Here is a 14670-nt window from a genome sequence, read left to right on the forward strand (position 1 = left end):
AAGTACCGGCCATCATGAACCTGCAGCTTCCTGTTTACCTGGATAACAACGCAACCACTCCTATGGATCCGCGCGTGCTGGAAGAGATGCTGCCCTATTTTACGCTGAAATTTGGAAATGCGGCCAGCCGTTCGCATACCTATGGATGGGAAGCGGAGGAAGCCGTTGAAGTGGCCCGTGAAAGAATCGGCGAGCTGATAGGGGCCCGTCCGCAGGAAATCATTTTTACCTCTGGAGCAACGGAAGGGGTGAACCTCGCGCTAAAAGGAGTACTGGAAAATACGCTTACCGGCAAACATATCATTACCTGCGAAACCGAACATAAGGCCGTTCTGGATACCTGTCAACATCTTGAAAAACATGGTTACGAAGTCACACGGCTGCCGGTAAAACCAGATGGTGTAATTGACACGGACGAACTGCAAAAATCGATTCGAAAGGATACGGTTCTGATCTCCGTTATGTATGCCAATAATGAAACGGGTGTGGTTCAGCCGGTATCTGAAATTGGTACCATTGCCAAAAAGCACAGGATCTTGTTTTTCACGGATGCTACCCAGGCCATTGGCAAGATACCCGTTGATGTCCGAGACGATAACATTGATATACTGAGTTTCAGCGGACATAAAATTTATGGACCAAAAGGTGTGGGTGCTTTGTATGTAAGAAGAAAAAACCCGGCTGTTTCACTCACCGCTCAGATCGATGGCGGCGGGCATCAGCGCGGAATGAGGAGCGGCACGCTGAATGTTCCCGGTATCGTCGGCCTCGGAAAAGCCGCTGAATTATGCATGCAGGAAATGGATCAGGAATATCACAAGCTCCGTGCATTCCGGGACATATTTGAAAACAAAATGCTTGATCTTGGAAATGTAACGGTTAACAGCCAGGATGCTGCCCGGCTGCCTCATTGTCTGAATATTTCCTTTGGCGGAATTGATGGCGAAAAACTGATGATGCAGGCGAACAGGGATCTGGCGTTTTCCCAAAGTTCGGCCTGCACTTCCGCTACACTGGAACCCAGCTACGTACTGAAAGCAATGGGACTGGAAGACGGGATGATCCATAACTCGTTTCGTTTCAGCTTCGGACGTTTTACCACAGACGAACAGGTAGATTATGCCATCCGGATCATAGCCCAACTGGTCACACAGCACAGGAACGAAATGACCAGCAACCTGACCGGCAATTCCGTATTTTTCTAACTATTGATTGACTATTTCCGGTTGCCCGAGTAATATATGAAAGAGATCCGCGATATTATAAAAGCTTACGAAACTGCCTTGCTGGAAGGCAAACGAATGGCGCTAGCCACTGTGGTACATGTAGAAGGATCGTCTTACAGGCGGCCCGGTGCCCGTATGCTTGTGACAGACGACGGCCAGCTGACAGGCGCCATCAGCGGCGGCTGCCTGGAAGGTGATGCCCTGCGAAAAGCTCTGCTGGCCATATCCCAGCAAAAAAACAAACTGGTGACCTACGACACAACCGAAGACGATGACACCGCGCTTGGTGTGCAGCTCGGCTGTAATGGTATTGTCCATATCCTCTTTGAGCCGATCAGGCCAGAAGAGAAACATCATCCGCTTGAGTTACTGAAAAAAGTGCTGGCTCAAAGGCAAAATTCCGTATTGATTACCCTTTTCTCTCTCAATGGCAGAAACAACGAACAGCCAGGCACCTGTTTTTTGTATCAGGAAAAAGATGATGTCATCACCACGACACCGGAAAAGCAGCATTTCAGCTCCTCGTTCAGCCGACTGAAAAACGAAGCATTTGAAAAAAATGATTCATTTTTCCAAACCATCAATATTGACAATCAGAACATTACTTCATTTGTTGAGTTTCTTCCTCCTGCACCTTCTCTGATAATAGCAGGTGCAGGAAATGATACCATACCGCTCACACAAATGGCTTCCATACTCGGCTGGGACGTAACTGTGGTGGATGGCCGGGCGGGCCACGCCACCAGGCAACGTTTTCCGGCAGCGAACCAGGTCATCATTTCCAGGGCGAGTGATGTACTGAATGATATCGTCCCCGACTCCCGTACCTTTTTCGTACTGATGACCCATAACTATAATTACGACCTGGCACTGTTAAAAACACTGATACCAATTGACGACTGTCCGTATATAGGTACCCTCGGCCCGAAAAAGAAGCTGGAAAAAATGTATGACGATCTGTTAAAACAGGGAATTTCCGTAACGGAAATTCAGAAGAGTAAAGTCTTCGGGCCCGTTGGACTTGATATTGGAGCCGAAACTTCTGAAGAAATTGCGTTGTCGGTACTGGCAGAAATAAAAGCTGTGCTTCAGGGAAAAAGGGGGATATCATTGCGGGAAAAAAATGAGCCGATCCACAGCCGTTCAAGCCAAACGGTGCAATACTCGAAATCCGTAGAAGAAAGCTTCCTCTGCGCCATCCAGTCCGAGCAGTTTTGAATATGAAAACGGTACCGTCGACAGGGATTGTCATCCTGGCTGCAGGCAGTTCATCCCGATTAGGTGAGCCAAAACAATTATTACAGTACCGGGGCAAAAGTCTGATCAGGCAGGTAACAGAATCCGCCTTAATGGCTATCGGGTCGCCGGTCGTTGTGGTCACCGGTTGTTATCAAAAAGAAATATTAGAGGTCCTGGAACCGCTTCCGATATTCCCCATCCGGAACGATGCCTGGCAGGAAGGAATGGCCTCTTCGATCCGGACAGGATTGGAAGAATTGTTCCGGTTATTCCCTTCCATTCAACAGGTTATCCTCGCCGTAAGCGACCAGCCTTTTGTAACGGCAGAGCTGTTGACGGCTCTGATAACGAAGGCCATTGAAAATGACAACGGCATCATTGCCAGTTATTACGATGATACCGCAGGAACGCCGGTTCTCTTCAAAAAAAAATATTTTGCCAGCCTGATGTCCCTGGAAGGTGCACAAGGTGCTAAAAAAATCCTGAAACAGTTTAAAAATGACATCACATATCTCTCCTTCCCAGCGGGAGGAACCGATATTGATACCCAGGTTGATTATCAGAACCTGATCAATGGGATACCTCAGTAACCCGGAAGAAATCATCCCCGCTCCCTCGCTGCGGTGTTACCGGAGATCAAATCATGAGTCTAATAGGACCGTCAGGCCGTGCTTTCAAACATGATGACAACGAGGTTAAATTAAATCCGATCTGACGCCCGAAATTGATTTTAATCCACTGATAATCAAAAGTATAATAGATCGGTTTAAGCTGTTACCGCACCGGCAGCCCGGCGTTAATGTAAAATGACATACACTATAAACGATTTATTCATGATGCTGGGTGAAAAAATACGGGACATTCGTACATTAAAAAGACTTTCTCAGGAAAATATGGCGGATTTGCCCGGCATTGCCACCACGGCATACGGCGATATTGAGCGGAACAAAACCGAGCTTTCCTTTCAATGTCTTCTGCAAATTGCAGGTATCTTAGAAGTAGATATTAGCTGTATCCTGTCATTTGGTGAGGAGATTCCCCATCTTTTTCCCCGGCCCGCAACCAAAGCTCGCCACTACAACAGAAAAGAACTCCTCTTTGCCCTTGAAAACCAAAAACTGGAAATTGAGAAACTTCTGGCAGCTATTGCACAGCTCAAAGCAAAAAAAGAAAAAACCGAACTTGAGCTTAAATACCTGATGGAGAAATTAGACCTCGCCCTACTAAGCATCCGAACAGTTACACGCTCACCTGACATATACCAGGATTATCACCACTTGCATGTTGCCGCCGGCAGCCATTCCTGCCTGTTTCCCCAATCAGCTTTCCAGGAAAAGGTTAAAAAAAAATTAAAATATGTCAATCAACCGATTTGCTATTTTTCATTATTCCGGCGCGATATATCTTTGGATCAATAACCCATCTCTAACAAAAAATTATGAAACGATTGTCTGAGTTCTTCTCTCGTGAGAAGATCATTCTGGGCGTCTATATCCTGCTGAGTATCGTCGTCGGTATACAGCACTATAAAGGAGGGCCTGCCAAATTCAACAATTTCCAGATTTTCAGGGCAGCGTTCGGCCACCTTGTTTCACACCAAAATCTTCACCTGGAATACCCCAAGGAGTATTTTGATCTTTTTCTCTACCACCCCTCTTTTTGCATTTTTTTCGCACCGTTTTCTTTGCTGCCATTACCCGTCAGTCTCATGCTCTGGCTGGTCTGCTGCTCTGCCGCCCTTTTCTATGCCATCCGGAGCCTGCCGCTTGCCCATCATCGTAAGGTATTTTTCTGGTGGTTCATTCTCTTTGAACTGGTGACATCCCTGCATAGCCAGCAAACCAACCCACTCATTGCAGCGTTTGGCTTGCTATGCTTTACATTTCTTGAAAAAGGCAAAACCCGCTGGGCGGCATTATTCCCACTGCTGGCCTTCTGCATCAAAGGTTATGGGCTCATATACGCAGCAATGTTTTTATTTTACCCGCGTAAAGGACAGTATATAGGTTATTCGATACTTTGGGCCGCAGCACTGGCGCTGCTGCCGTTGCCGTTCACCGGCACAGACCATTTCTTACAAGTTTACCGCGACTGGTATACGATCCTGATCGAGGATCACCAGGTAAACTACGGATTTTCAATCATGGGTTTACTCAAAGTGTGGTTCCCTGCCTTCTCCCCGGGCGACGTCACAGAAGTTCAACTGGCTGGGGTGGTTTTGTTTGGGATTACATGGCTTTTGTGCCTTTACCGAAAACAATACCTGACGCTGGAACAACGGCTGCTGCTCCTTGCCTATGCGTCGTTGTGGGTGATCGTGTTCAACCACGCAGCGGAATCGCCTACGTACGTAATAGCCATTCCCGGCGTAGTGCTCTTTCATATTGTGAACCGCGAAAGGCTGAACCCGTGGTCGACTGTACTAATCGTGCTGGTGTTCCTCTTTTGCATCCTGGCTCCTACCGACGTTTATCCGCCTTCCCTCCGCCGGAATTTTTTCCAACCGTATCTTATCAAAGTGATCCCTTGCGTGCTGGTTTGGACTGTTTTACAAATACAATTATTGCTTCCTCATCATGAAAACTGAAAAACAGGTAACAATCAGCATTGTGTTGCCCTGCTACAACCCTGCACCTGGCTGGAGCCGGATATTGCAAACCTGCATCTGCGAACTAGAAGAGAAGCTCCCTGATGTAACAATCGAGTATATTGTTTCTAACGATGGCTCCACAGGTCTGGACAGTAACGAGGTAGATCATTTGCTGACACTCCAGAATGTAATATTTCAGGACAACGCGGTGAATGAAGGAAAAGGATCAGCAATCCGCAAGGGTACGCTGGTGGCCCAGGGTGACATTATCATATATACGGATATTGACTTTCCCTTCGGTACTGACCCTGTCGTTGAAATGGCTCAAATATTTGAACAAAACCCTGACTGCTGGTTTGTGTATGGAAACCGTAACAGCGAATATTTCCGTAATCTGCCTCTTAAAAGGAAACTGTTTTCGAAAGGATTACAACTGATGAACCGTATTTTCCTTAACAAACATATTACAGATACACAGGCTGGCATCAAAGGCTTGCGGCGTGAGGTGCTGCCAGAGGTACAGGATACCAAAACAAACACCTTTGTATTTGAAGTGGAGCTAATACGAAAGTTAATACGGAAGGGAATAGGCATCGACAAAGTAAATGTTTCGGCCAAACCTTCTATTGTTTTTACCGATTTCAGTATGAAGGTGCTTTTTCGGGAAGCGGTTAATTTTGCACGTATTACTATTTTGAGTGGGCTATGGAGCGATCTTTAGTAATGCTGACTTTTGACCTCGAAGAATTTGACATTCCGGAGGAGTATGGCCAGAAGGTATCTGAAAAAGCTCAGATGGAGGTAACACTTGACGGAATGTACCGCCTTCTGGCAATACTGGATATGCATGACATCCGTGTGACATTTTTCACAACGGGCCATTTCGCGAAACAAAATCCGGAACTTATCCGGAGGCTTGCCAGCAGACACGAGATTGCCTCACATGCGCTTTACCACTCTCCGGCACACGCATTTGAAGAGAAGGACATTCTGCATGCACGTGGCATTTTGGAAGAAATAAGCGGACAAATAGTGAAAGGATTCAGGATGCCCAGGCTGGCACCGTTTAACAGGGATGTGTTGCGCAAATGGGGTTTCCGGTACGACTCTTCCCTTAATCCGACCTGGTTACCAGGACGCTATAACCTGCTGAAAGAAAACCCCCTTCCTTCTGTTACCGATGGGCTGATCGAACTTCCCTGCTCTGTTACCCCATGGTTACGGTTTCCGCTTTTCTGGCTGTCGCTTAAGAACCTTCCTGCTGGTATATATGCCTGGCTTTGTGTGTTTACCCTCAAAAAGCGTAAAAATCTGATGCTCTATTTCCATCCCTGGGAATTTGCCAACCTCAGGGAATACCAACTCCCCGGTTATGTCAAAAACCCGGATGGTGACCGGCTGGCCTCGAAACTCAACAAGCTTATTTACGAACTTAAAAAACGAAACGCTACTTTTGTAACATGTGATACGTATTGCGACCATTGGGAACAAAACAAAAAGCCGGTTGTGTGACAAAGAGGATTTCTTCATACCATACGAGGGAACAATATCCCTTTTACAAATGCTGAGTTTGTAGAATAGATCATACCGGAAAGACCACCACTTACCAGAAGCGACAAACTGGTGACCTGTTTAAACTGGCAGAGCCCTACCCGGATCCTTGAATCTCAGGATCTCAAATTCGGGTAAGGCTCTGTGGCCGGTTAACAACTTTCGGCCATATCGGCTGATGCAATCAGTTATGGTTTAATTTACCCAGTCCGGGTTTTGCAGAAGTACCCCGTCCGAATTATCTATTTCTATTTGTGGCAAAGGCTGGTAATAGTTTTTCGGTCTCACCCATTTTGTCCTTCCTATGTCGGCGGGATACACTTTTTCCGGCTTCAGCAAAAACGTTGTAAGATCGTATATGCCCGCCTTATCCCAACGCAGCAGGTTCTGATACCTGAAATTCTCACCTGCCAGTTCCACTCTGCTTTCGTGTATCAGCGCCTGGATATCTGCGCCTGCCACCGGACCAATACCAGCCCTTTTGCGCAAAGCATTAATCTCCGCATCTCCGGCACCTTTTCCATTAAGGCGAATCTTTGCCTCAGCTACTAAAAGATATGTTTCCCCGGCCCTAAGGAAAGGAATATTGAGCCCGTGATTAAAGGTTTCCGGTGTTACCCAATCCATGTATTTAAAATAACTGTGACCGGTGTTAGATAACCCCGGGATATGCACAACCTTCACGCCGGCCTGATTCACGGATTCTCCGTCCGACACGATCGTAGTTGTTTTACGTTTATCTCCTGCTTCAAACTCTTTCACCAGGTCGGTCATTGGCTCGTTAAAGCCATACATGCCCCAGGGACGCGGACCACGATGCTTGGAGAGTAATTCCTGGTTAATCCACGACATATCATTCATCATCAGAAAAAGATTTTCCTCAATATTCTCGTTGCCGGTTCTGAAAAGGGTCAGGTAATCGCTGGCGAGTGCGTAGTTATCAATCACGTTTTTGCCAACCGTAATTGCCTTGTTCAGATTTTCGCTATCCGCATAACTCTTTGCCAAATGCATGTAAACGGAAGTCATCAGTGCCCATGCCGCACCTTTGCCTACGCTGCCCGCAATGTTGTGCAGCGGCAGCAAGCCTACAGCTGTGTTCAGATCCTCAAGAATGAATTTCGCCAGCACTTCAGGCGACTCACACTTGGGCAGGTTGTATTCATTATTCAAAACATGCTCTTCCTTGATGATAGGCACCTGTCCATGAATAAGATACAATCTGTAATAGGCATAAGCCCGCAGAAAATAAGCTTGCCCCATAATAGAATTATACGAATCGTCACTGATAGCACCTGCTGCTTTCACCTTTGGTCCGTTGATAATTACACCATTAGCGCGGCTGATCACCTCGTATTTATACTGATACGTATCTTTTATTTTAGCGTTAGAAGGGTCTGTATTATAGGTTTCGATCTCTTCGTCTTCGGCATGGTCGCCAGCTCGCCAGTGATCATCACTCTGGTTATCGAAAAACAAATCATCCATACCCAGTGCCCTTGTGGCCCATGGCCCATATACGCCCGCAATCGCGTCGCGCAAATCCGCTTCGGTTTGCCAATAATCCTCGTCGGTACGGCTGCCTACCAACTGCTGATCGAGGATACTGTCACAGGAAAAAAACAGTAGCCCGATTACTACCAATACTGTATATTTTTTCATTTTAAATATGGCTTTATAGTTTTTAAAATGTGATATCTACCCCAAATACAAGGCTCTTGGACTGGGGTGTGTTGTTCAGGATCACACCACGATTCAGGTTATCGCTTCCACTTTCTTCCGGGTCTACACCATCGAATTTTGTAAACGTCAGCAGGTTACGACCAGACAGATAAAGTCTTAGTCTGGAAATACCAATCACTTTAGACGCAGGCTCAGGAAATGTATACCCCAGCGTGGCATCTTTCATTCGCACGTAATCTCCGTTTTTAAGCCCGAGTTCTGAAACCCGGTAATTGTTATTGGCACGAATGGTGGACATTCTGGGATATTTGTTAGTTGAGCCCTCACCAGTCCACCGCTCATAAGACACCGCATCCATATTACCGCTCTGGGTTGGGTCAATCCCGCGCACCATCATGGCGTCATAAACCTGGTGCCCCAAAGAGCCGCTGAATACAGTGGAAAGATTGAAACCATTGTAACTTACACCCAAATTAAACCCAAGAAGCATTTTTGGGTTGGGGTTTCCAATCTTCACCCTGTCCTTCTCATCCACAATATGGTCCCCATTAAGGTCTACAAAACGAACGTCTCCCGGCGTAATGTACACTTTACGAGGATCTTCCGAAATATTGGGGTCGCTGTTTACTGCTGCCTGATTCTGATATATCCCGTCCGTTTTCCAACCATAAAATGTACCCACAGCCTGGCCCTGATAGGTCCTGTTGTATTCATTGGATGAAATATATTTGGCTTCACCATACAGCTTGGTTACCTCATTCTGCAGAAAGGTCAGGTTCAGGCCCAGGTCAAAATTAACCTTTCCAACCTGACCGCTGTATGAAGGTTCAATCTCAAGTCCGTAATTACGCATTTCACCGGCGTTAAAATCTGGAATAGACACCGTTCCGGACGCCAGAAGGCTTGGAAGCGGTATCAGCATATTCTTGGTTCTTTTATCGAAATATGCTACGTCCATGTTCAGTTTGTTATTGAACAATCCCAGTTCAAGCAGGACGTTCAGCGAACTGGTTGTCTCCCAGGTAATATTTGCGTTGGCAAACGAAGCAAGCCTGGTTCCAGTCAGGTTGGTACCTCCCAGCACATACTTAACATCTTTCTGGTATACGTTCAGGTACTGGAATGCATCTACATTCTGGTTCCCGAGCTGTCCCCAGCCGACATTCAGTTTCATGTTGGATATCAAATCGTTGTCTCTCAGGAAACTTTCGTTTGATATACGCCATCCTGCGGAAATAGAAGGGAAATAACCCCACCTTTTCCCCTCCGCGAATCTGGAAGAGCCATCCGCCCTAAAGATACCGGAGACATAGTATTTATCCTTAAAACTATAGGTACCCCTGAAGAAAGCCGAGGCAAGTCCGGTGGAGGGATACTCACTGCCTTCTACTCTGGTACTTGCCGCATTGGACATCACCAACTGGCTATTGATGGTGGAGGCAAACCCCATACCCACCATCCTGTTCCAATTGCTGTTGTCAATCTGGCCTGAAACACCTAAAGTTACCCCGATGTGGTGCTCACCAACCGACTTGTCGTAATTGGCAAAAACCTCTCCCAACTTCGTCGTAGCTTCATAATTATTATCTTCCAGGGTTGGTGCAGACTCACTTCTGGATTGTTCCGGTGTAATGTTCTGAAATCTGTCGTTACCCGAAGTCGTCCGCTGATAGGAGGCTCTTGCACTCAAAGTGAGGGCTTTGGTCACATCAAAATCTACCTTGGTTGTTACAATAGTTCTGATTTCGTTGGTATACCACCATTCTTCCCTGGCCTTATATACAGGATTCCACATGTCACCAAGCTGCGTACTGGCTTTGCCGGAACCATAGCTACCATCGTCGTATTTCACAGGGATAGCGGGCATATAGCGGTAGGCCGAATAGATGGTCGTAGAAGTACCGGAGCTCCCGAGATCGTCCTGTACGATACGGTTTTTCTTGCTTGAAATCCTTACATTTTCCTCTATCCGTAAACGATTCGATATTTTCTGGGTGCTTCTGAGGGAAAGGCCAAGGCGCTTCATATCTGTTGTGATGAGTGTCCCCTCTTCATCTCTGTAGAAAACATTGGCGTTAATGGTTGCATTGTCGGAACCTCCGCCAATATTTACGTTGTAATCGGTAAATAATCCGGTGCGGAACATTGCATCCTGCCATTCGGTGCGGGTTTTGTTGTAATATTCGTCGGCCCAGGGTGAGTTCTGGTCTATGGGGAGGCCATCCATCACATAACGCTCACGTTTAAGCTCGTAGAGTTTTTCCGCATTAAGGACAGGATATTTTTTAATCAGCGAGTTAATCCCTGTCGACGCATTTAACCTTACCGTCGTTTTTTGATTGAACCCTGCTTTTTTAGAAGTAACCAACACAACCCCATTGGCTGCACGCGTACCATAAATAGCACCGGATGCAGCATCTTTCAAGATCTCGATCGACTCGATTTCGGCTGGTGCCAGTTGTCCGAGTATATCCGAACTTACCGGCACACCGTCCAACACAATCAGCGGCTGGGTATTGTTAATCGTACCTACACCCCGAATCCTAATGCTCGGCGTTTTTCCGGGGAGTCCGGAAGATACAAACTCAACGCCGGAAGCCCTGCCCTGCAATGATAATGCGACATTTGATGCAGTTGACGTTTCGATATCCTTGCCATCTATTTTTGCAATGGAAGAGGTTATTTCACTTTTTTTCTGCGTGCCATATCCTACCACCACCACACCTCCCAGCATGGTGGCGTCGGCTATCAACGTAATTGTTAATTTACTTTCATCTTTGATAGTGACCTCCTGGGTCTGCATTCCGATAAAAGATATCACCAGAACATTCCCAACTTCTGCCTGAATTGAAAAATTGCCGTCAGCATCGCTGACCACCCCTCTGGAAGTACCCTGTAACACAACACTGGCTCCTGGAAGCGGCGCATTGGTGTGGTCTACAACAGTTCCTGTTATGTTGAGTAAAATAGTTTCAGACGTACGCCTGGTTCCTGGAAAGGTTGAGCCTGCCTGAAGGGATAGGCTTGTCAGCGCACAAAAAATCAGAAAAAATGATCGTATCCCAAACTTTAATTTCTGCCCGTTTGTAAATTTAATTACCATTTTCTTTACATTTTAGATGAGTTGAATTTTCTTTAAAAAGCACATTCTGTGTTTGCATCATAGTTTCTTAGGTTTAGAGTTAAATAAATTCATTTTATAATTGTTTGTATAAAATAGAAAATCGAAAACGCAGAATAACTACTCTAATTAAAAATGAACTTCTAAAAATTAACATTTTGATAATATTGCTAAGCGAGATGCTGTTGTAGCAGCTTACGATATTCACCGGTCCTAAGTACGCGAAGTCAAGGGATTATCTATCTGTTCAGATATACCTGAACGGTAATAAAATTCGAAAAAAGACGTAGATATTCTTTCAGAAATTCTTCTTCCAAAGGATATGGTTCATTCAAAAAGAGAAGGCAAACAACTTGAAATCCCAAATAAGAATCAATTAAATCACTGAATATCAAAAATATAATAAATAAACACATTATAAAATCGATAAATCTGTTGAGAATTTCGAAAAGCAGGTTATTGCTCAGGTATTATGATCATACCGTATCCAGCCGGCGTCAATAAAAATTTTACTGCTCCCCACTAGGTGTAATTTATTTTCAGAAAATCCAGAAAATAATAATATTATGAAAATTTAAACTTATGCTGAAAGACAGGTACCTCCTAAGTTGAATGGTAGGGTACGGCCAAGAATTTTATAATCAAAAACACTTAAGGTACTGCCCGCCTTAATTTCTTTCTAAGCGGGATTTTTAAATCCGGAATTACACCATTTCTGATTCATAAATTTCTCTCTCCCTCAAAAGTGCAAAACCAAAAACTTATCTTTTTCAGATATGAAATTTCAGATCTTTTCTTACCACAATGCTGACCTGATTTCACCCATTCCCTTCCACCGCCTCTTGACAGGATACTTCTCTGAACTGGTACCATCTCTGAAATACAAAAGCCATCCAAAAGAAAAAGTGCGGACATTTTTTTAGCGCCGTGCAAATAATAATTTTTACCTGGCGAAACCATTTATCAACTCGTTTTAATCCTTACACTCACACATGAAGAAGCCTCAAGTCCGGCATTCTTTTTAATCGCTTTTTTCGGTCAACCTCTTGCGTCAAAACTTTTTCCTGATCAAAATTTGCAAACCTCATTTTAAAAACATACGTTTGTAGTGTACTATCATACTAGAACACTAAACCATTAAGCTATGATCCGCCTGAATAATGTCTCCTTTGGATATAGTAAGCATCAGAAATTGTTTGAGAACCTGTCCATGCAGCTTGAGCCAGGCCATATTTACGGTTTGTTGGGGAAAAATGGTGCAGGAAAGTCCAGCCTGCTGCGCAACATAGCAGGGTTGCTGTTCCCCACGAGCGGTAAAATTGATGTAAATGGTTTTGAGCCCTTGAAAAGGCTTCCTGCTTTCCTCCAGGATATATATTTTATGCCGGAGGAAATTTACCTTCCGTCTATTTCTATTCATAAATATCTGGAAACGCTGGCACCCTTTTATCCCAAATTTGACGAACATCAGTTTTTCAGGCACATGAAGGATTTTGATATGCCGGAAGGAAATAAACTTACCGGCATGTCATTTGGGCAGAAGAAAAAAGTAATTACAGCATTTGCCCTGGCCACCAATACCAAAGTCCTGATCATGGACGAGCCTACGAATGGACTGGATATCCCTTCCAAAAGTCAGTTCCGAAAGATTGTCTCCACAGCTCTTGACCCTCAGCGAACTATTCTGATATCTACCCACCAGGTACGTGATCTTGACAATCTGATCGACAGCATTATCATTCTGGAAAACAGCCAGATACTCATTCAGCATAGCCTCGATGCAGTGGCCGAACGCCTTCACTTCGGAACGCTGGCTCATGTAGACAATGACGCACGTGTACTTTATTCGGAACCGTCACTGCGTGGATACAAAGCGGTTTCTGAAAACTACGACCAGGAAGAAAGCCGCGTTGATCTGGAACAGTTGTTCCACGCTGTGATGGAAAATACGGGACGTATCCGACAAATTTTCAGCTAACGCTTATGAGAATACTATGGCTGCTCCTGATGGTGCTGGTTACGCTGCTCTGCCGCACGCTCCCGATTATCAATCCCATTCTTCCATTTTAAATAATACGTAATGAATCAGATATTCAGTTTTCACCGTTTCGTGCTGTTGATAAGGCTCGATATTTCAGAAAAAGGCAAGAATTACCTGTTAATGGGTAGCTTATTAACCAGCCTGCTGATCTTGCTGACATTCCCCATCCTGTTATCAAAAGAGCATAGTGAGATTCTTTATCTTTTACATCCGCTTGCGCTTTTTATGCTTGTGATTTTTGGTGGAAGCCTGTATACCAATACCGCTTTCAACCAATACTCCTCTCCCGAAACCGGTATCTCGGCATTGATGATCCCGGCTTCCCGGCTTGAAAAATACCTCACCGCCTTACTTACCAATTTACTTTTCACCATTCCGTTTTTGCTACTTTTTCTCAAACTGCATTACTTTACAATTGGCCTGGCAAACAAAAATATTCCGGCAGATATGCTCGGGTATCAACCTATCCCCTATCCGCTCCTGCAATATTTCATATCGATCCATATCATTGTTCAGGCGGCGGTATTTTTAGGTTCTATTTATTTCAGAAAACTTTCTTATATCAAAACGGCCGGGATTCTACTCGCTGCAGTAACAGTTATTTTTTTTAGCAATTGGGTATTTGCGTATTCTGTGACCAATCATCCGACCAACATCGTAACATTTCCATTTTCCGCCTGGCGTATCTGGTATGCCCATTCAGGCCGAAGTTATTATGTAGACCTCCCGAAAAATATACAATATGCAGTTTATTCTTTTCCGGTATTGTTTCTGCTGGCCTGCTGGTACATAGCCTTCGTTCGGCTTCAAGAAAAAGAAATTTAATTCAGCTTAATGATGGAATTTAAAGATAAACAATCCATATATCTCCAGATCGCCGATTATATCTGTGAGCAGATCCTGCTCGGAAAATGGCCACCTGGTGAAAGGATACCTTCAGTCAGAGACCTAGCCGGGATGCTGGAGGTTAACCCCAATACGGTTATGCGTACCTATGATTTTTTACAGGGTAAAGATATTATTTTTAACAAACGGGGAATTGGTTATTCAGCGGCTGAAAACGCCAACGAACTCATACTTTCCTACCGGCGTGAACGCTTCCTGGAAAGTGAACTCCCTGAATTTTTCAGAACGCTGTACCTGCTTAACGTCAGCATGGAAGAGTTGCAGACCAGGTATCATTCATTCATTAACGAGGCGTATCCTACCACTCATTAAT

At 45.0% G+C, this 14670-nt stretch carries 12 protein-coding genes; 10 read left to right on the forward strand and 2 right to left on the reverse strand.

The annotated features are described in order from the left end of the window. The first annotated feature begins 20 nt into the window (after positions 1–20). The 7 genes from KOE27_RS15690 (at position 21) to KOE27_RS15720 (ending at position 6567) form a co-directional block, all read left to right on the forward strand. Positions 21–1205 (forward strand): cysteine desulfurase family protein, encoded by a 1185-nt coding sequence (locus tag KOE27_RS15690; RefSeq protein ID WP_215241626.1) that lies wholly within the window; start codon positions 21–23, stop codon positions 1203–1205. Positions 1206–1241: 36 nt separating this feature from the next. Beyond that, positions 1242–2444, forward strand: a complete 1203-nt coding sequence (locus KOE27_RS15695) for an XdhC family protein (protein ID WP_215239801.1) — start codon at positions 1242–1244, stop codon at positions 2442–2444. Between the two features lie 2 nt (positions 2445–2446). Beyond that, complete coding sequence (locus KOE27_RS15700; protein ID WP_215239802.1) at positions 2447–3055, forward strand: nucleotidyltransferase family protein; 609 nt, start codon at positions 2447–2449, stop codon at positions 3053–3055. Positions 3056–3271: 216 nt separating this feature from the next. Next, on the forward strand, positions 3272–3883 hold the full coding sequence (locus tag KOE27_RS15705; protein ID WP_215239803.1) for a helix-turn-helix domain-containing protein: 612 nt from the start codon (positions 3272–3274) through the stop codon (positions 3881–3883). Positions 3884–3903: 20 nt separating this feature from the next. Then, positions 3904–5052, forward strand: a complete 1149-nt coding sequence (locus KOE27_RS15710; RefSeq protein WP_215239804.1) for a glycosyltransferase family 87 protein — start codon at positions 3904–3906, stop codon at positions 5050–5052. Further along, positions 5042–5776 (forward strand): glycosyltransferase family 2 protein, encoded by a 735-nt coding sequence (locus tag KOE27_RS15715; protein WP_215239805.1) that lies wholly within the window; start codon positions 5042–5044, stop codon positions 5774–5776. The genes KOE27_RS15710 and KOE27_RS15715 overlap by 11 nt, the downstream gene beginning before the upstream one ends. Beyond that, a complete protein-coding gene (locus KOE27_RS15720) occupies positions 5761–6567 on the forward strand; it encodes a polysaccharide deacetylase family protein (RefSeq protein WP_215239806.1) in 807 nt (268 codons plus the stop codon). Before KOE27_RS15715 ends, KOE27_RS15720 begins: the two co-directional genes overlap by 16 nt. A gap of 234 nt (positions 6568–6801) precedes the next feature. Here KOE27_RS15720 and KOE27_RS15725 read toward each other — a convergent pair whose 3' ends face one another. Together KOE27_RS15725 and KOE27_RS15730 are read right to left on the reverse strand one after the other, a co-directional pair. Beyond that, positions 6802–8268: a RagB/SusD family nutrient uptake outer membrane protein gene (locus KOE27_RS15725; protein ID WP_215239807.1), complete on the reverse strand. Its 1467-nt coding sequence runs from the start codon at positions 8266–8268 to the stop codon at positions 6802–6804. A 22-nt stretch (positions 8269–8290) separates the two neighbouring features. Continuing rightward, positions 8291–11392 (reverse strand): SusC/RagA family TonB-linked outer membrane protein, encoded by a 3102-nt coding sequence (locus KOE27_RS15730; RefSeq protein WP_215239808.1) that lies wholly within the window; start codon positions 11390–11392, stop codon positions 8291–8293. Between the two features lie 1162 nt (positions 11393–12554). Here KOE27_RS15730 and KOE27_RS15735 point away from each other — a divergent pair. From KOE27_RS15735 to KOE27_RS15745, 3 genes are all read left to right on the forward strand, one after another. Further along, a complete protein-coding gene (locus KOE27_RS15735; protein WP_215239809.1) occupies positions 12555–13388 on the forward strand; it encodes an ABC transporter ATP-binding protein in 834 nt (277 codons plus the stop codon). Between the two features lie 102 nt (positions 13389–13490). Further along, complete coding sequence (locus KOE27_RS15740; protein ID WP_215239810.1) at positions 13491–14276, forward strand: hypothetical protein; 786 nt, start codon at positions 13491–13493, stop codon at positions 14274–14276. A 12-nt stretch (positions 14277–14288) separates the two neighbouring features. Beyond that, positions 14289–14669: a GntR family transcriptional regulator gene (locus tag KOE27_RS15745; protein WP_215241627.1), complete on the forward strand. Its 381-nt coding sequence runs from the start codon at positions 14289–14291 to the stop codon at positions 14667–14669. Position 14670 lies beyond the last annotated feature (1 nt).

The organism is Dyadobacter sp. CECT 9275 (assembly GCF_907164905.1).
Lineage (GTDB): Bacteria > Bacteroidota > Bacteroidia > Cytophagales > Spirosomataceae > Dyadobacter > Dyadobacter helix.

What these genes read in the sequence shown, in the direction of transcription:
- KOE27_RS15695 (WP_215239801.1), top strand. Translation starts at nt 1,242, where the DNA reads ATGAAAGAGATCCGCGATATTATAAAAGCTTACGAAACTGCCTTGCTG.
- KOE27_RS15700 (WP_215239802.1), top strand. Translation starts at nt 2,447, where the DNA reads ATGAAAACGGTACCGTCGACAGGGATTGTCATCCTGGCTGCAGGCAGT.
- KOE27_RS15705 (WP_215239803.1), top strand. Translation starts at nt 3,272, where the DNA reads ATGACATACACTATAAACGATTTATTCATGATGCTGGGTGAAAAAATA.
- KOE27_RS15710 (WP_215239804.1), top strand. Translation starts at nt 3,904, where the DNA reads ATGAAACGATTGTCTGAGTTCTTCTCTCGTGAGAAGATCATTCTGGGC.
- KOE27_RS15715 (WP_215239805.1), top strand. Translation starts at nt 5,042, where the DNA reads ATGAAAACTGAAAAACAGGTAACAATCAGCATTGTGTTGCCCTGCTAC.
- KOE27_RS15720 (WP_215239806.1), top strand. Translation starts at nt 5,761, where the DNA reads ATGGAGCGATCTTTAGTAATGCTGACTTTTGACCTCGAAGAATTTGAC.
- KOE27_RS15725 (WP_215239807.1), bottom strand. Translation starts at nt 8,268, where the DNA reads ATGAAAAAATATACAGTATTGGTAGTAATCGGGCTACTGTTTTTTTCC.
- KOE27_RS15730 (WP_215239808.1), bottom strand. Translation starts at nt 11,392, where the DNA reads ATGGTAATTAAATTTACAAACGGGCAGAAATTAAAGTTTGGGATACGA.
- KOE27_RS15735 (WP_215239809.1), top strand. Translation starts at nt 12,555, where the DNA reads ATGATCCGCCTGAATAATGTCTCCTTTGGATATAGTAAGCATCAGAAA.
- KOE27_RS15740 (WP_215239810.1), top strand. Translation starts at nt 13,491, where the DNA reads ATGAATCAGATATTCAGTTTTCACCGTTTCGTGCTGTTGATAAGGCTC.
- KOE27_RS15745 (WP_215241627.1), top strand. Translation starts at nt 14,289, where the DNA reads ATGGAATTTAAAGATAAACAATCCATATATCTCCAGATCGCCGATTAT.